Source organism: Vibrio sp. R15-SG3-ISO1A, assembly GCF_059833955.1.
This window is the reverse complement of record NZ_JCBDGH010000051.1, coordinates 16695-34715: the sequence shown is the minus strand read 5'-3', so window position 1 is coordinate 34715 and position 18021 is coordinate 16695. Positions and strand designations below refer to the sequence as shown.

General features: G+C 49.9%; 14 protein-coding genes. 5 read left to right on the top strand and 9 right to left on the bottom strand.

Going from position 1 to position 18021, the window contains the following annotated elements; all coding sequences use genetic code 11:
- Positions 1 to 51 precede the first annotated feature (51 nt).
- From AC6R0L_RS07460 to AC6R0L_RS07450, 3 genes are all read right to left on the bottom strand, one after another.
- Positions 52 to 933, bottom strand: coding sequence for a hypothetical protein (locus tag AC6R0L_RS07460; protein ID WP_500628759.1), 882 nt, complete (start codon positions 931 to 933; stop codon positions 52 to 54).
- A 149-nt stretch (positions 934 to 1082) separates the two neighbouring features.
- The gene (locus AC6R0L_RS07455) at positions 1083 to 2114 is read right to left on the bottom strand and encodes a hypothetical protein (protein ID WP_005475708.1); all 1032 of its coding nucleotides are present in this window, start codon (positions 2112 to 2114) and stop codon (positions 1083 to 1085) included.
- Between the two features lie 697 nt (positions 2115 to 2811).
- Positions 2812 to 3543, bottom strand: coding sequence for a DUF2971 domain-containing protein (locus AC6R0L_RS07450; protein WP_500628758.1), 732 nt, complete (start codon positions 3541 to 3543; stop codon positions 2812 to 2814).
- 254 nt (positions 3544 to 3797) lie between these two features.
- On the opposite strand from AC6R0L_RS07450, the gene AC6R0L_RS07445 reads away from it, so the two are divergent.
- Positions 3798 to 4760 (top strand): integron integrase, encoded by a 963-nt coding sequence (locus tag AC6R0L_RS07445; protein WP_500628776.1) that lies wholly within the window; start codon positions 3798 to 3800, stop codon positions 4758 to 4760.
- Here the strand turns inward: AC6R0L_RS07445 and AC6R0L_RS07440 are convergent.
- The 5 genes from AC6R0L_RS07440 to AC6R0L_RS07420 all read right to left on the bottom strand — a co-directional run bounded on the left by AC6R0L_RS07440 (position 4757) and on the right by AC6R0L_RS07420 (position 12062).
- Positions 4757 to 5794 (bottom strand): lactonase family protein, encoded by a 1038-nt coding sequence (locus AC6R0L_RS07440; protein ID WP_500628757.1) that lies wholly within the window; start codon positions 5792 to 5794, stop codon positions 4757 to 4759. The two genes, AC6R0L_RS07445 and AC6R0L_RS07440, sit on opposite strands and share 4 nt — an antisense overlap.
- A gap of 69 nt (positions 5795 to 5863) precedes the next feature.
- Positions 5864 to 8314, bottom strand: a complete 2451-nt coding sequence (locus AC6R0L_RS07435; RefSeq protein WP_500628756.1) for a beta-N-acetylhexosaminidase — start codon at positions 8312 to 8314, stop codon at positions 5864 to 5866.
- 95 nt (positions 8315 to 8409) lie between these two features.
- Positions 8410 to 9921, bottom strand: coding sequence for a sodium:solute symporter family protein (locus AC6R0L_RS07430; protein WP_500628755.1), 1512 nt, complete (start codon positions 9919 to 9921; stop codon positions 8410 to 8412).
- A gap of 222 nt (positions 9922 to 10143) precedes the next feature.
- Positions 10144 to 10536, bottom strand: a complete 393-nt coding sequence (locus AC6R0L_RS07425; protein ID WP_334552966.1) for a RidA family protein — start codon at positions 10534 to 10536, stop codon at positions 10144 to 10146.
- A gap of 77 nt (positions 10537 to 10613) precedes the next feature.
- Positions 10614 to 12062: an N-acyl-D-amino-acid deacylase family protein gene (locus AC6R0L_RS07420; RefSeq protein ID WP_500628754.1), complete on the bottom strand. Its 1449-nt coding sequence runs from the start codon at positions 12060 to 12062 to the stop codon at positions 10614 to 10616.
- 181 nt (positions 12063 to 12243) lie between these two features.
- On the opposite strand from AC6R0L_RS07420, the gene AC6R0L_RS07415 reads away from it, so the two are divergent.
- The 4 genes from AC6R0L_RS07415 (at position 12244) to AC6R0L_RS07400 (ending at position 16500) form a co-directional block, all read left to right on the top strand.
- Positions 12244 to 13512 carry an amino acid deaminase gene (locus tag AC6R0L_RS07415; RefSeq protein WP_500628753.1) on the top strand — a complete coding sequence of 423 codons (1269 nt, stop codon included), beginning with the start codon at positions 12244 to 12246 and terminating at the stop codon, positions 13510 to 13512.
- A 57-nt stretch (positions 13513 to 13569) separates the two neighbouring features.
- Entirely contained in the window at positions 13570 to 14433 is an 864-nt protein-coding gene (locus AC6R0L_RS07410) for a MurR/RpiR family transcriptional regulator (protein ID WP_334552970.1), read from the top strand.
- Positions 14434 to 14635: 202 nt separating this feature from the next.
- Complete coding sequence (locus AC6R0L_RS07405; RefSeq protein WP_500628752.1) at positions 14636 to 15289, top strand: recombinase family protein; 654 nt, start codon at positions 14636 to 14638, stop codon at positions 15287 to 15289.
- The gene (locus tag AC6R0L_RS07400; protein WP_500628751.1) at positions 15289 to 16500 is read left to right on the top strand and encodes a multidrug effflux MFS transporter; all 1212 of its coding nucleotides are present in this window, start codon (positions 15289 to 15291) and stop codon (positions 16498 to 16500) included. The genes AC6R0L_RS07405 and AC6R0L_RS07400 overlap by 1 nt, the downstream gene beginning before the upstream one ends.
- Before the next feature lie 7 nt (positions 16501 to 16507).
- Here AC6R0L_RS07400 and AC6R0L_RS07395 read toward each other — a convergent pair whose 3' ends face one another.
- On the bottom strand, positions 16508 to 17935 hold the full coding sequence (locus AC6R0L_RS07395; RefSeq protein ID WP_500628750.1) for an NAD-dependent succinate-semialdehyde dehydrogenase: 1428 nt from the start codon (positions 17933 to 17935) through the stop codon (positions 16508 to 16510).
- Positions 17936 to 18021: the final 86 nt, after the last annotated feature.

Sequence of the window (18021 nt, the reverse complement as noted above, 5' to 3'; positions counted from 1 at the left end):
GCGAGTGATAATGAACTCGCCAAGCGTTGGCTGTCCCTATTGAAGCGTTTGTTATGCGTATGATTCACTCGATACTCTAACTTTAGATAAGTACTGCGAAAACTCATTAACACTTTCGTAGTTTACTTGCTTCAAAGCTACCAAAACCTGCTTTTCAATGAGAATGCTACAGGAACGCTTGAACAGCCCCATAATTTGACCTAACCGCCATTCCCTAGAAGAAGCGCTACTTTCCATTTCAACAATGACATTCTTGATAGCTATATGTAATTCTGAAATAAAAACAGACGTATCGAAGTCCCAATAGCTGTCAATTTGTCGAAGTTCGTTTACTGCAACTTCAAGTTTTTTAATTGTAATGAGAATATTTTCGTCAAATATACGATTCGTGGGAGCAAAAGCATAATCGAACCCCTCAGGGTAAATCATGTCACTATCCAAATAATAACCCATTAAAGGATCAGCTCTATCCTTAATAAGGAAATGATACAAGCTCTCGGTTTGTCGGTACATTGGCAGAACTATAGTTGATAATAATCTTTCACTCTTCTTATCAGTTAGATAGCTAGGAAGATATGAATCAAAAAGCCAAACAAAGTAACCAGCAAACAAACCAGTTGCGATAGCCATTATTATGTCTGAATATCCTGCACTCTTGAGCACATATTCTTCCAATACAGTTCCCTTGAGACTATTAGGCACAGGAAAACTTGACTCTTTTAACATGAGGAAAAGTGCAACAGTCAGTACTCCGCCCATAAACCGAGAAAGGTTATTTGTGAGAAAGTTAAGCAAGTCTCGGTAAGAATTAACTACTTTTGCACGTATGCGCACATAAACCGGAATACCATAACGTATGCGTGTGCTACCGTCAGAAAGTTGCTTCCTTGAAATCTCTCCACGCCATGGGCTTACTCTTTTTCTAACTTTCATATTTCTCCGATTTGTTTAAATACGCATAACGCCCTGTTAAGGTTTGAGCAACGCAATACCGAAGCTCCCGCATACCACCTTAAACACTAAAACCAACGCATAGTAAAAATGCCACGCGTTGCGAATCACTCTTAAACAGTTTGTTATATTTATTTTGTAACACCTTTACTTGATAGAACACCCTGCTCTTCTTTCACTAAGTTAAGGGTCCACTCTTGAAGCTCTTTTAACGTCTGTCCTTTAACAAAAGGATTGTCTTGCCAAGGGCTTTGTTGAAGAGTTGCCATGGCATAAGCATCACAACTTCTACGGGGGTGAACGGCCGCATAGGTATTAAAGAAGTCATTGTAAATTGCATAGTTTTCTCTGACGATAAAGTCAGCCCAACTAGCCTTAACTTCTTCGGAGCTTTTGATATCGATGACCTCGATTAAAGCAAAGTCTTTAACTTGGTTCTCTTGCCATACATCTAATAACAACTTTCTAGCTTCAGCATCGGTTACAGGCGCACTGTAACCAAATACAGTTACAAAATAAGCGTGTTTTACGTGACGTTGTAGCTCATCCCACTCACCAAATAGTAAGGGGTCTGCACTATAGTTTTTGTCACTTACTGGGTATAAGAGCTTTGAAGGTGTAAACTGCTTTCCGCAAGAATCACAGCGATTATAAACCCAACCCTTGGTCTTACATGGCATACAAGCGCCAATAGAAACGTTGCCATGTAAGAAAACTATTCTAGGCATATTTTCAAAACCAACAGCTCTCATATTCCGTTGATAAGCTTGAGCTAAGAAAGGGTCCCAGTTAAATGTAGCTATAATATCTTTAGGTCTGTGGCTAAGGATTAAGTAATCGTAAATAGTCGGTTCATCAGGTAGTTCCATATCACGGAAATACTCTTCAACAGCAGTCTCAATTTCTTGAACGAGCTCTTCATGCTGACCTGATTTAGATAATTGGTCGTAAACTGCCTCAAAGTTCTCACCATCATATTTTACGCCGTGTTTCTCAAAGAGATAACCGATCCCTAAAACTTCCACAAGGTTGTACATCAAAGGCAACTTTCGACCATTTTTGTCACCGTTTGGAAAAGCAGCAAAGCTTGCTCCCGCCCCCAAGATGACCACGTGAGGCGAGTTGTTCTTATTTTCTGATACATCTAATGCTGGTAATGCCATTTTGAACTCCAGACATGACTATAAATATAACGCCGCGTTAAGTGGTGAACAACGCCAACCACCAAACCTAAACCATTGTATCTTAAACACTTAACCTAACTTAAACCGGGTTCGCCAAGCGTTGTGAATCCGCCTTAAACGCCTTGTTAGGCGAAGTTTTCCACCAGTGTTTAAGTTGTTTTGAAAGCAGATTACCTGAAACAAAATAAGCAACCAAACACCCACTGACTTTTTGTGATTCAAGAACCATAAAAGCCACTATGTTTCAGCCAAGATTCCAACGAGCACGAAATGCAGACCTCTAGCAATAAAGAAGGTTTTGAACCCGAGAAACCCAAAGCTGCAAACTAACAGCAAATTCGAAAGCTTCAGTTGACTTGCCCTTGCCACGCTTTGAGCCAGTGAAACTCGCCGCTAACCGACTCCAATAACCAATGAGGCAACCCACGAACATTGGCGTGTTTTACGGCTGGAGAGGTTCAAGAATTTGAACCGACAATGTTGAATTGCCGACATAGAAAAACGAATGCTCAAAGAGAACTAAGAAGATGAGAACAAAGAATTTTCCTGCCCATCGCCTAACGCCGCGTTAAGTAGTGAGCAACGCTACCACCTAACCTAAACCATTGTACCGTAAGCACTAAATTTAAAGTAAGCCGAAAATGCCAAGCGTTGGGAATCTGTCTTAAACGCTTTGTTAGAACAATAGCGAGCGCGGGCTAAATAGCTCTTTATGCCAGTCTAATTCTGATTCTTCAGTGTAAGCTTCAATACCGTACTTTGTCATAATTTCATATACAACATCTTTAAACCAGGGAGTTGCGTTGGGAGCAAATATAATTTCATCTACAAAGTCTTTGCCGACAGGCAAAGTAACCCCAAAATTTCGATTTAACTCGTATGGTTCGACAGCAGATTTATCGATAACACAAAGTCGAATTTCTTGCTCATGACGATACGCAGGATGCTTGTAGAAAAAATCATCAAGCTTGCCGTTAAACAAATGTACACACTCTCTTGAGGAACTTCGAGTGCATTCCCTTTGATACAATGGTTTGGGATACTCAGAGAAACTAAAGTACGACACAAAGTTTAAACGGCAAGGATATGATTTGTATTTTTTTGAATGCTCGATAAGACTTTGCAGTTTCGTTGTCGTAGTCTTGATCATAAGTGACTCTGCATTTGAACCATATAGGTTCCACATAGCCATAGACTCACCAGTGGATTTATACCAGCAGCTGGTATAAATCCATTCTTTAGCCCAATCATTTTCCATTTTAGGGGCAATTCCCTGTCCATCAGAGTTGAACATAACCGATGCAAGCCCCTCTAATTCATCTTCAAATAACGATGTTTTAGGGATAAACAGACCTTTTGTGATCAGGCTAATAAATTGAGGTAACTGAATATACCTTGCGATTTCCATTAATATCCTACTTCTATACTTAAACTATGTTCTAACGCTTTATATACAACCCCAAGCCACCTAACCCAACCAACTAGCGCCGCCTATTCTGCATCGTTTCTGTGAACGGAATCGGCTAAATCCTTGCAAAACAACTCGCTAAAGGATGAACCCTTATGATACTGGTCGCAATGTGCGGCAAAGTGCAGTCTAACACCAATAGGGCAGCGTACACTGGTTTATATCCGTTAACCGACACACAAAACGTCATGAAAATCCAATCACCGTTTCTGCAACAAGTGACCGATTATATGCGAGCATCGCACTATGCCAATAAAACGATTGAGGCTTACGTGTCGTGGATCAAACGCTATATTCTCCATCATGATAAACAGCATCCGAGCACGCTTGATGTCCAGCATGTTGAGCAGTTTCTCTCGCACCTATCGCTTGATCGAAATGTCGCGGCGAATACTCAGGCTCAAGCACTAAACGCGCTGGTTTTCCTCTATGAGCATATCTTGAAACAGCCGATTAAAGTCGACATCCGATATCGAAAAGCGACCAAACAAAAGAAACTGCCAGTGGTGTTAACCAAACAAGAAATCCGCGCGCTGCTCGAGCATACCAATCCCAAATGGCGTTTGCCTATCCAGTTAATGTATGGCTCAGGTTTAAGGGTCAAAGAGTGTGTCAGGCTGCGTTATGGTGACGTCGATTTTGATTTTTACGCGTTGCGTATCCACCTCTCCAAGGGGAATAAAAGTCGCGTTGTGACCTTGGCTAAAGAACTTTGTCCAGCACTGCATCAGCAAAGAGAAGCGGTAGCCCGCCTTTGGCAAACCGACCTGCTCGCAACGGAGTATGCCGGTGTGATGATGCCTAGCGCGCTAGACAAAAAGTATCCAGGCGCCAACAAAACGCTCAATTGGCAATTTCTCTTTCCTTCCGACAGGCTTAGTGTCGATCCCGCGTCCAATCAAACTCGCAGGCACCACATTGATGTCACCACCATTCAACGAGCGATTAAAGCGGCGGCCAAACGGGCCAAGATTGAAAAACCGGTGACCTCACATACGCTGCGCCACTCGTTCGCCACGCATCTTCTTGAGAGTGGCGCCGACATTCGAACCGTGCAAGAGCAGCTTGGCCATACGGATGTCAAAACCACTCAAATCTATACCCATGTAATTGAACGTGGAGCAAGCGGCGTTATCAGCCCATTTTCAACGCTTTAAGCTTGGTATTCCACCAAGCAGACAGGCGCATCAATTGAGCACTCATAACCGGTGGGCCTGAATGCATCACTGAGGGCCTCTCGATGAAAACTGACGATGTTATTGGAGTGCTGATTGGCCACCAGCAGCCAATGCTCACACGCGCTCAGGGTAAAATCGCGCGGGAACTGACCTTGTGTATCGACTCTGCCAATATTCTGAGGTGGGGTCACTGAGACATCCAAAATAGAAAGGCAGTTCTGCTTACGACAAGAGACGTACACGTAGCGCTCATCTTGGCTAAGGTAAATCGCACTCGCCGCCTCATAGACTGTCTCTTCTGGCAATAGCGGGATCTCAGCGCTCTGTGACCAATGGCCTTGAGAATAGGTCAGCACCGCAAGCGTTTCAGAGAGCTCACACACCACATAAGCGAGGTTGCTAGCTTGATTGAATACAAGGTGACGCGGTCCACTGCCGGGAGAAAGGGCCACGGAGTAGTCCAGTTCAAACGACGCGAGCGAATCTTGATGCCGATAAAAATGGACCCGATCACTGCCTAAATCGACCACCACCAAATACCCATCGATAAAGGTGACTTGATGCGCGTGCGGGCTTGATTGGCGGTGAGTCTTAGGTCCAAATCCGTCAATAAAAAGCGTTGTCGACGTAGAAGAAGGGTGATGATTCTCATCGAGTAAGTGAACACTTACATTGCCACTGCCATAGTTAGCAACAGCGACAAACCGTTGAGCGGCATCGATGGCGATATGGCAAGGCGCATCGCCGTGGATCGGCGCACAGTTCATTGCTCCGTTGTTCTCCGCTGGTTGGAGATGGACAACTTGCGCCCCCTCTTGCTCAGACACCTCCGAGAAGGTGTAGAGCCCAGTCGAGGTGTTCACCAGATAAGAAGGATTACGCAGCTCACACACATCCTCTAAACGTGTGATTTCTCCTGTCTGGGTATCTAGGGCGATGCGGGCAATGCCGCGGCTTTGGCTAGGGGCATCGGTGTAGGTGCCGACGTAAAAATGTCTCTGCGTTATGGTCATAATGCGTGTCTTGATGGAGTTTGTTCTACCATGCCGCCAGCAGACGCTGGCGGCAATCGTACTGAGCGATCACTTATCGAAAGTGTGAAGTAGCCTCTCAGTTGGCGTGACGATGGCGACAATGATTTCATCCATGATGATGGCATTCTCATCAATCACCTGCTGATAGCTCGTCAGCTCTTCGCGGCTCAGTGTCACGCCTTGCTGCGCTTTCTCAACCAAACTTAGGCCAAGCTGAGCAAGCGTGATGGTGCTTTGCGCAACGGGTACCGTCTCGATAGAGGCAACATGGCTGGCAAAAATGGGCTGCGCTTGCTCGGCGGCGCTAAGCGCGGTGTGATAGTGCCTTGCCAACCCATCCAATGCGTGAAGATCACCCGCCTGATATTGCGCCACTTTATCGTTCATCTCATACACCGCCAAGCTTTCAACCGGCAGCGCATCAGCAAAACGGTTTAGGCGTTCATATTGGTTATACAGATCGCCTTTATTGGCTGTTGAGATCCATTTTTCCCAATGCCTCGCGTAATATTGCGCTGGCTCCACATATCGGGCCAGTGTTGCCAATGCCTCGACCGGCCCACCATTGGCCAGACGCTTGAGCATCATCTGGGCGTCAGCGTGATGTCGCAAGCCAAGGGAGATTTCCGACCAGGTGTCCATCACACTCATACGCTGATACATGCTGCGCTCATCGGTGAGTGACTGAGCGGACCATAAGCGCTCCGCAATCGCGTAACTGCGTGGCCACAATCGCTGCTCTATGGTGAGCGTATCGAGATTCTCGCCCCAAATGGTGATCTCGCCGCCAAGGATGAGTGACTGCTGCTCATCGGTTAATTGCGCAGGGTAACCGCCTGTCGGCGCCGGAATCGTGTTGGCATCAAGGTCGCTAGCGGCGATTTTTTCACCCGTTGCCGGCCAGCGTACATTACCCACTTTTTGGTAGCTGCTTGGCGCAAGCTGACCGTCTGCAAACCAGTAGTTAAACTCGGTGTAAGACATAAAGTTGTCAAAATGGCCCTTAAAATACTCGCCCGGTACATACTCTAAAATATGGACTTCTTCACGGGATTTGCCGTTGTAGTCAGTAAATGCGCGCGCGCTGCCATCCGGGTTTTGGATGATGGTCAATAGACCTTTACGCGGGCCGCCCTTGTTACGCGGCTTCACCCATTGATAAGTTTCAAACGTTTCGCCACTGTGCAACGTGTCATCCACCGTGATGCCTTTGGGCATCGGATCATTGCGATAATGGTAACTGGTGGGCTGCGGCTGATCCAGGTAATAGCCCGTTGAGAGGACACCTTGATAGCCCTCTTGAGCAGCGCGTCCGATACTGTCATGACCTCGCCAACTTTGAATCACGATCGAGGTAGGCAAATCTTTATGCCAGATTTCATCCCAACCTGACATTTTTTTACCCCGCGCCGCCAGCATTTTCTCAACCTTGGTATTGAGGTAAGACTGCAACCCGCGCTCGCCATCAAGCTGATGCTGCTCTATAAAGGCTTGGATTTGGGGATTGTCTTGCCACTGTTTGTAGTTCGGCTCATCCCCTCCAATGTGGATATACTCATCCGGGAACAGCGCCACCACCTCATCAAACACGCTCTCCAACATCCGATACAACTCTGGATTGGTCGGGTCCATCAGCGGTTCAAACACGCCCCACCCGCGCTGCTGCGGATAGGCTTGCTCGCCAACCCCCGACATCAGCTCTGGGTAGGCGTGTGCCACGGCCGATGCGTGGCCAGGTAATGAAATCTCAGGGATAACGCGAATACCTAGGTTGTGCGCATAGGCCACCACCTGACGAATCTCATCTTTGCTGTAATAATCCCCATCGGCGGTCGCTTGCCACAATTTCGGGTAACTCTCAATTTCGATTCGGATCGCTTGATCGTCCCAGATATGCCAATGGAAAACGTTCATCTTAGCAGACGCCATCGCGTCTAGCTGACGCAAAATGACCTCAAGTTCGATGAAATGACGTGAGGTGTCGTAAGAGACGCCACGCCACTTAAATCGCGGCTGATCCACAATCCTCACATCAGGCACATAAACACCGTTGGCATCGGTGATCACCAGTTGCAACAGGGTTTCTAAACCATGAAACGCACCATAAGGCATGGGGGCAGTGAGGTGAATTTTCCCATCACGCACATACAGCTGATAAGACTCATCACTGCTCAGATTCTGCCCTGCTGGTTCAGGTGGCTGCGCGATATCAATCACCAAGGTCGCGGATTGTTCATCGGGCGCTTGCCAGTGCAACATGGGTAGACCCGTCTGGCGGTAAAGCCGCTCTACGGTACGTTTGGCATTGAAGCGTACGCGCTCAGAATCGTGGCCTTTAATAAAGATGGAAAAAGATTTGTCTATTGCCACTGTGCCTGAGCCCAGTTCCACCGATTGCGGGTAAGGCATAAGATTGAGTGCGGTATTGGGCGCACTCGATAAGGCCGGCATTGTGGCCAATAAGCTGGAGATCGCCATAACTAAGGTCGCTTTTTTCATACTGTTTGTCCTTAAATTAGCACTTTTCACGACGTGCTTGCGGGCTAAAAAAAGGCGCTGTGAAGCGCCTCGAAAATTAAAGGGAGAGTGCGGGGTTACGCCCCCTGTGAGGAGTGAACTGGGGTTGCCTCCCCCGACGGCTCTTCTGATCCGCCTTGGGTCATTTCCATCGCAGCACGCTCATCATCTAAGATCTTCGCCGCTTGTTCACAAGAGATCTGGTTGGCCGGCGTTAGCAAACTGACCACCACGCCCAAGGTCAGGGCACTGAGGCAAGATGGAATGACTGGGTTGCCCCAAAATGCGCTAAGCTCTGGGCTAAACATCACCGTTAGTGAGGCCACCGATGCGCCAGCCAACGTCGCAAGTGCGCCCTGCCAGTTATAGCGCGTCCAGAATCGGCCCAACATACCGCAGACAAACATCCCAGACATCACGGTTGAGATCATCTTAGTGATGTAACTGATGATGTCGTTAGAAGTCAGCGCAAACAGCAGCGCAAAACCAATCACCACTACCAACGCGATGCGAGAATACGCCATCATTGCGCCTTTCTCTGGCACACGACCTGTGAACATCACATACACATCACGCAATAAGATCGACACCCCAGCTATCGCATCTGAGCTTGCGCTCGACATGGTGGCAGAGAGGCCCGCAATCAGCACAATCATACCGACGCCGACAGGCAATACCGTTGCCGCCAAGTAAGGGAAGGCAAAGTTGGCATTATCGAGACTTGGGTCGATGGCGTGCGCCGCCATACCAATGATCGCAGGGATAAAAGAGAAGAACAGATAAAGCACACCCGAGGCCACAAACGAGCGACGAATCGTCGACACGTCTTTGCCCGAGTAGATGCGCTGTCTAAATGAAGGTGTCGCCAAAACGCCCACACCGATCACCACGGCCAATGACAATGCTGGCAGAGCGCCAAGTTTTTCAATCGCGAGGAAACTGGTGGCCGCCGGATCCATCGATTCATACAGGTTCTCCAGGCCGCCAATGTGTTGTACCGAGAGCACTGCCATCAAAATGAAGCCGACAAACAAGATCACCGCTTGGATGGTATCCGTCCAGACGACGGCCGTGTACCCACCAATCACCACATAAATGGTAAAAGCAGCAGCAATGATCAATTTCGCCGTGTTGAGCTCAATATCGGCAATCCAAGCGAGATACATACCGCCACCCAGAATGTGCGCGCCTAGCCAGCCAATTGAAGCGATAAAGATCAGTAGCCCCACCACGTTTTTCACGATGCGATTGGCACCGACATAGTAAGCGAGCTCTTCACTCATGGTCATAAAGTTGAGCTTGCGCACCGGCGCAAACCATAAGGCCAAGAGTAAAATACCCAGGGCACCACCGATGCCATACAGCGCGCCAGCCCAGCCATTGGCATAGCCAAATCCGACCGCGCCCATACTCGAACCGGTGCCGACCATCGTCGCCACTGTGGTACCTAAAACAAGAAACAGAGGTAAACCGCGACCACCCAGTAGAAAATCTTCACCCGACTTTTGGTTGCGTGATACAAACCATCCAAGCCAAATAAGAAAAACGACATATGCGCCGAAGCCAGTAAGAAAAAGTGTACTATTCATTGGACACCTCTCAATGTCAAAATCCATCTTTCAGATATATAATTTCCTTGGCGATATTTAATTATTATTCCACGCGTGTTTCTCGCTAAATAACGAGTAACAACAAATGCCAATATTAGAAATTATATGTGTAGGGGATATAAGCGTCTCAATGACAAACTGAACGATGACAGTAACAGGGGTTGTGTCATCAAGACGCGATATCAATATTATTTTGTGAGGTTAACGACGGTCTTCACGATAACACGTGACATCGACCTCAACTTTCACGTCCACCACTAGGTCGCACACCATGCAGATACGCGCCGGTGGGTGCTCACCAAAGAACTCTTTAAACACCTTGTTGAAGGATTGGAAGTAGCGTGAATCCGTCAATACCACTTTAACGTGCACTACGTCTTCTAGGCCGTAGCCCGCCTCAGTCATGATGTCGACACAGTTCTGAATCGCAAGACGAGATTGATCAATGATGCCCCCTTCAACGACTTCACCGTCGGTCATCGGTGTTTGACCCGATACATAGAGAAAGCCGCCCGCTTCCGTCGCGCGTGCAAAAGGAAGGTGCTGACCACCTGTGCCTGTTCCGCCTTCAATACCGTAACGTTTAATTGTCATGATTTACTCCAGTCGATATATTTTTATCGGTTTTATAATGGGTTGAATAAATAAAGGGATTGAAATAATTAACTTCACTATTGGTAATTATTTCCCTGTCGATAAATAAATGTGCCTTTTCTCTGCTCGCTGACCTCCCCTTCGGAATAAGTGAGTGAGCCATTAACAAAGACTTTATAAATACCACGCGCTTTTGAAATCGGTTGTTCAAAGGTCGCGGTATCTTTAATTGTGTTGGGATCAAACAACACTAAATCGGCAAACGCGCCAACAGCAATATCGCCGCGTCCCGTTAAATTAAATCGCTTTGCAGACATGCCCGTCATTTTGTGAATGGCCTCGGCCAGTGAAAATAGCCCTTGCTCGCGGCTGTAATGACCGAGCACTTTCGGAAACGTGCCCCAAAGCCTTGGGTGAGGATGTGGATCGTTCGGTAAGCCGTCCGATCCCACCATCGTGAGCTTGTAGCTCAATACGCGCTCGACATCCGCTTCATCCATGCAGTGGTATACCGCGCCCGCTGGTTGAATCGCTTTCGCCGCCGCCATAAGTGATAAGCCCATTTCATCGGCGATCTGTTTAAGCATTTTTCCGCTCTGTTCAGGGTGCGCCTCAGACCAGGTAATAAAAATATCAATCTCATCGGTGACTTGATTCAAATCGAGCGTTGAAGAGCTCGCCGAGTACGGGTAGCAGTCGCACGCGACGTCCTGATGGGTGTGCGCGTGATCCATACGCTCAAGCACCTCAACCGTTCGGCCCCAATTGCCAGCCCCCGCACACTTAAGGTGTGAAATGACCACTGGCACTTTGGCGTATTGACCGGTTTCAAAGGCTTCGTCCATCGCCGCTAAAATCGCCTCAAACTCTGTACGCATGTGCGTGGTGTAAATGCCGCCGTGCTCGCCTAGCACACTGGCAAGACGCATCACTTCATCGGCGGTGGCTTGCTTGGCGCTGGCATAAGCCAAACCGGAGCTTAGCCCTAATGCACCTTGTTCCATTGCGCACGCCAGTGCGGCTTTCATCTGCTCAATTTCCTCATCACTGGCGGTGCGATTGAGGTTATCCATCACGTTATTGCGCAGCGTCGTGTGGCCCACCAACGCAGCAACGTTGACCGCAGGCTGCGCAGCGTTGACCGCTTGTGCGTAATCGGCAAACGTCGCGTATTGAAAATCTTCGCGCTTACCCAGTAAATTCATCGGATCCGGCGGATCGCCCGCCAGTATGGTTGGGCTTGCGCTAATGCCGCAGTTACCAACGATCACCGTGGTGACGCCTTGACTCACTTTGGCCTCACACTGAGGAAAACGAATCACATTGGTATCGTCATGAGTGTGAACATCAATAAAACCCGGGGCGAGGGCAAGCCCTACGCCATCAATGACCTGCTTGGCCTGGCTGTGGTCGAGGCTGCCAATCTGGGCAATTTTATCCCCGAGTACGGCGACATCGGCGACAAATGGCTCACTGCCACGACCATCAAATACGGTGACCTGTTTGATTAGAGTATCGAACAACATGACTGACTCTCTTCACGCTCTTTGGATAACCTTTATGCTAATGATTTTGCGCCGCCGTTCAGTGATAAAACACACATACAAACCCAAAAAGTTTGATACTTTCTACCACATAATTTAATGTAGATAATAACAAACACTTAAAATCAAATACTTAACTCATGTTAGACGCAAGGGATGACCAATGAAAATGCTCGACACTGATGATAATAACTATCATAAAGCCTTCTACACGACACCCAGTTATGGTGAGAAAGCGCAGCCTTTGCCGGGCAGTGCACACACTCGCTACCGCCTCACCGACGATGAAGTCAGCCTGCCTGCCGCGGTATTGGTGGCGTCGCACTTAGGCAACAATTTGGATTGGATGCAGCGCTTTGCTAACGCCAACGGGGTCAAACTTTGCCCTCACGGTAAAACCAGCATGACCCCAGCGCTGTTTCGCCAGCAGCTTAAACATGGCGCATGGGGATTAACGGTGGCCAGCGCAGCGCAAGCAGAAATCGCGGCCCTGGCCGGGGCAAAAGAGATCCTGATTGCCAATCAGGTGGTGGGAAAGGTCAACATGGCGATCCTTGCGGCGTTGATCAATAAAGATCAACACACGGTGACGGTGTGTGTTGACTCACTTGCCAACGCGCGCGCGCTCTCTCACTTCTTCCAAACGCATCAGCTCACCCTCAATGTACTGATTGAGTTTGGAGTAGAAGGTGGTCGCTGCGGCTGCCGAACCGCCGATGAAGTACGCGCACTCGCCAAAGCGATCCACGCACTTGAGGGGCTCAATCTTCGCGGCATTGAAGTGTATGAAGGCGTGATTCATGGTGACGATGCCGAGCACAAGATTCGCCAATTCTTAACCCAAACCGTCGCACTGGCGCGCGAGTTAAAACAAAATGGCTGGGTGACCGGCCAGCCTATGGTCACCGGCGCAGGCTCTGCGTGGTATGACGTCGTCTCTGAGACGCTTGCCCATTTAGACGATATTGACGCGGTGATTCGCCCGGGTTGCTACGCCATTCACGACACTGGTATTTATCTCGACGCGCAAAGCAAAGTGATGCAACGCGCGCAGGCCAACCAAGGCATCGCCTGTGGACTTGGCGGCGATCTGCAATCCTCACTTGAAGTCTGGGCGCATGTGATTTCAAGACCCGAACCGACCAAAATTGTCGCCGGTTTAGGTAAGCGAGACGTCGCGTTTGATGCCGGGCTGCCGATGGCCGAGCGCGCCTACCGAGAGGGAAAAGCGCTAGAATTGGGCCAGGCCGTCACCACTGCCGTGATGGATCAACACGCCTTTATCGAAGTCTCGGCCGATAGCGTACTGGAAGTCGGGGACATTCTCGCCTTTTCTACCTCTCACCCTTGTTTGACCATAGACAAATGGCGCGCCTTAGCCATTTGTGATGACGAATACCAAGTGACGCATTGGGTAGAAACACGCTTCTAACTGTGATACAGCGCTGTGGTACACTCGCCACAGCCTCATTTTTTATAAGGGATCGATGTGAGCCTTGAAGTCGATATTATCTCACGCATGACCGAGCGCTTTAGTGCGCTGCGTGACGCAGAAAAGAAAGTGGCCAAGCTGATCATGGATGACATCCAAGGTGCAGCCAACGCCAGCATCACCGAACTCGCCGCGCAGGCGCAAGTGAGTGAAGCCACCATTACCCGCTTTGCCAAAGCGGTGGGGTGCAAAAACGTGCGCGACATGAAAATCAAATTGGCGCAGACCCTCACGGTCGGTCAACGCTTTATTCTTGAGCCGCCGGATCAAAGTGGCTACCAAGGGATATACGAATCGATCAAACAGTCGTTGGATGTCAACCGCAACTTAATCAACGAGGCGGATATTGATCAGGCCGTGAACTGGCTGCATCACGCTCGTCAGGTGATCACCGTTGGCATGGGCGGCGGCTCGACCATCGCCGCGCAAGAAATGCAACACAGACTGTTTCGTTTAGGCTACCCGATTGTGGCGTATAACGATGGGCTACTGGCGCGCATGGTCGCCTCCACCGCCGACGCCAATGATGTACTTGTCGTGCTCTCGGCAACGGGTTTTACGCCGTCCATCCTTGATACCGCGGAGCTTGCCAAAGAGTACGACGTTAAAGTCATCGCCATTACCCCGGCTTCCACACCACTGGCTAAGATTGCGGATCTTACCCTGCCGATTGAGCATCACGAGACCGATTTTATCTACAAGCCCTCTGCCTCTCGCTATGCCATGCTCGCCTTGGTCGATGTCTTGTCGATGGCACTTGCCGTCAACCACAAACGCCGTTCACGCGATAAGTTAAGACGGCTTAAGTTAGCGCTCGATTCCTACCGCGGCGGCTTAGAGCGCCAACCGCTCGGGGATTAGCCGCTCTATGACTCATGGGTGAAAGAGTGACAAGGCGCCAACAACGGCGCCTTGTCACTTGCCCACGTAAACTTCTCACTTGCCCGCGTAAAGAAGTGTAAATGGCTCATTTGGTGTTTGCATAAATTATGAACCCGAGTATAGTGAACTCAATTATGAGCCAATACATTATTTGGACCTTTACGTTACCTAAGGAGTCACTATGGCGACTTACCTCTACACTCGCTTCTCGCCCAAAAACCGAGCGTATCAAGAACACTTGGCTGCACTGCAAGCACACACCCGCGATGCCAAGCACTTTGAAGACCAAGTACAAGGCTGCGTGCCACCCAATGAACGGGAGCAATTTCAATCACTCTCCAACACTCTACAATCTGGCGATACGCTGGTGATTTGGTGGTTCACCGTGTTTGGGCGTGATTTTAGCCAAGCTCTCGCAACAATCGAGGATATTCTCGACAAGGGCGTGACACTGCAAACCCTTTGCCAACCCATGACCTTTGCGCCTAATTCCGCAGAAACGCAAACGCTACTGAGTATGCTCAGCGGATACGCGCAAGTACAAACACAGCATCGTTTGTTTGCCGCCGAGCAAGGGCGCCGAGCACTCAAGCGTCAGCCTGAACAATGGAAACAGAAATTTCGTGGTAGACCTGCCGATCGCAGCAAGCACAAACAGATTGCCGCGCTGCTCTTTGAAGGCCTTACCTTAGCTCAGGTTGCCGAGCAGTGTGATGTCAGTTTATCGACTGTCAAACGCGTTAAAGCCAAGCTCAGTGAGCATGACCACGAAGGTGGATTGCGCCGCCGCGGTCATGGAAAACACGCTAACTTGACACGCAAAGGGGACCGTTAATGGCCAAGGCGATTCACTTTCGCTCCATCTTACTGGCGTGTCTTATCATCAGTATCGGCCAACTCAGTATGGGGTTGGTCTTTCCAGCGCTGCCTTGGATCGCAAAAGATTTCGCGATCACGCTTGATGAAGCGCAGCTGTTGGTCGGCATTTACCTGCTCGGCTTTGGTCCTTCGCAATTTATCTACGGTCCTATCTCTGATGCCTTGGGTCGCAAAAAAGTGTTGCTGACTGGGCTGCTGATCGCCATGTCAGGTCTTATGCTGATCATTGCGCTGAGCGACTCATTTATGGGCATGGTCGCGGGGCGCTTTCTACAAGGGCTCGGCACTGGCTGCTGCGCAGTATTAGCGCGCGCTTCGACTCGTGACCGATTTAGCGGCCCAGAGCTGCCTGTGGCAATGTCATACATTGCGATGGCGGCGTCCATTACCCCAGTCATGGCGCCGGTGCTTGGCGGCTTTATCAACTTTCACTTTGGCTGGACGATGGTGTTCGTCTCACTGCTCGGCTATCTCGGGTTAGCCTGGGTAGTGATTGCGCTCCGTTTTGATGAAACGCTGCACAGCACCAGCGCCATCCCCTCGCCAAAGGCGATGGTGAGCCAATACCGTGCTCTGCTGACCTCGCGCTACTTTATGAGCTTTGCTAGCATCGGCTGGCTTAATTTTAGCTTGATGATCACCACGGTGTCGGTGATGCCATTTATTATGCAAGATCACATCGGCATGACCTCCGACGAATACGCAATGTGGGCGCTGATCCCAACACTGGGTATGTTGGCAGGGACGAGCCTGTGCAACCGAGTAAGACCGCTGATTGGCACCAAAAAGATGCTGCTGTTTACCCCCGCCTTACACCTCAGCGCAGCGCTATGGCTGTTCTTTTGCCCGGTAGAACCACTGTTTTTAATGTTGGGGCAACTGTTGATGATCTTAGGCAATGGTATTGCGCTGCCTTGCGCGCAAGCGATGGTGATGCTGCCCTACAAAAAGCAAGCGGGCGCGGCGGCGGCAATGTCGGGAGGCGGGCAAATGGTCGTCTCTGCGCTAGTGAGTATGACGCTAGTGCAGCTCGGTCTCAGTCAGGCTTGGCATTTATCGTTTGTCATCGCACTGTTTGCGGCGGTGACCCTGAGCAATATTTTGCGCGGGTTTGATGAAGTTGAGCGCTCAGCCGCAGCCGAGCGCTCTGCACAGTCCACCGATTGACTTAGCGCTATACGCCACCAAAGCAGAGGTATTTGATGTCGAGGTACTCATCCAGTCCCTGCTTGGCACCTTCTCTGCCGATACCGGACTGCTTTACGCCGCCAAATGGCGCCACTTCGGTAGAGATAATCCCTTCATTGATGCCAACCATGCCATAGTCCAGCGCCTCGGCGACCCGCCAAGCTCGGCCAATATGCTGAGTATAAAAGTAGGCGGCGAGACCATATGGCGTGTCGTTGGCCTGCTCAATTAACTGCGCCTCATCGTCAAAGGCGATGATGGGCGCGATGGGGCCGAAAATTTCATCTTGGACCAGTGCCATCGTGTGCTCAACATTTGTCAGTACCACTGGCGCCATAAACTGCCCGTCTAACGTCCGCGCTTTGTTGGCCACGACCGCGCCTTGCGCTTTGGCCTGTTCCACCAGCGACAAAAGCTTTTGTTTGGCTTCATGGGTAATGATGGGGCCTATCTCTACGCCTTCGTCGAGGCCATTGCCAACCTTTAACGCCTCCACTTTCGCAACAAATTTCGCCACGAATAAGTCGTAGATGTCACGCTGAACATAAAAGCGGTTGGCGCACACGCAGGTCTGCCCAGCATTGCGAAACTTAGAGGCGATAGCCCCATCTACCGCCGCATCTACATCTGCATCGGCAAACACGATAAAAGGGGCGTTACCGCCCAGCTCCATCGATGTGCGTTTAACGTCATGTGCGCTTTGCGCCAGCAAGGTTTTGCCCACTCGAGTAGAGCCAGTAAACGAGAGTTTGCGAATCAACGGAGAAGAGGTAAACCGTTCACCCACCTCTGGCGCGCTGCGCCCAATCACCACCTGAAACAGATCAGGGTGGATGCCCGCTTGATACGCCAATTTGGCCAATGCGAACGCGCTCAGCGGGGTGAGTTCAGACGGCTTAGCGATAAAGCTGCATCCCGCCGCCAACGCTGGCGCCGCTTTGCGAGTGATCATGGCAATCGGAAAGTTCCACGGCGTAATGGCGCAAGCCACGCCTACCGGCTGCTTTATGGTCACAATGCGCTTATCCCCACTTGGTGCGGGGATGGTTTCACCGTAGGCTCGCTTTCCCTCTTCTGCAAACCACTGAATAAAGCTCGCGCCATAGGCCACCTCACCTCGCGCTTCGGGCAGCGGTTTACCTTGCTCAAGCGTCATCAGGGTTGCCAGTGCTTCTTGGTGTTCAAGCAGCAAGGCATGCCAGGCAAGCAGGCGATTCGCCCGCGCTTTGGCGCTCAGTGCCGCCCACTCAGGCTGTGCCTTATGCGCGCGCCCGATGGCCTGCTCTATCTCTTGCGAAGTGCTAACAGGCACTACACCCACTGGCTCGCCTGTTGCAGGGTTATGCACGGCAAGCCCAGCGTCGGTGTCTGGTAAAAGAAATGAAATCTCGCTCGGATCAAGCCTATTTTCCATGATGTTCCCCTAACTTGACTATTCTTACTGATTGACAGTTCTTACTGACTGCGCTTGTCCACTGACAGCTCTTGTTCACTTAACGT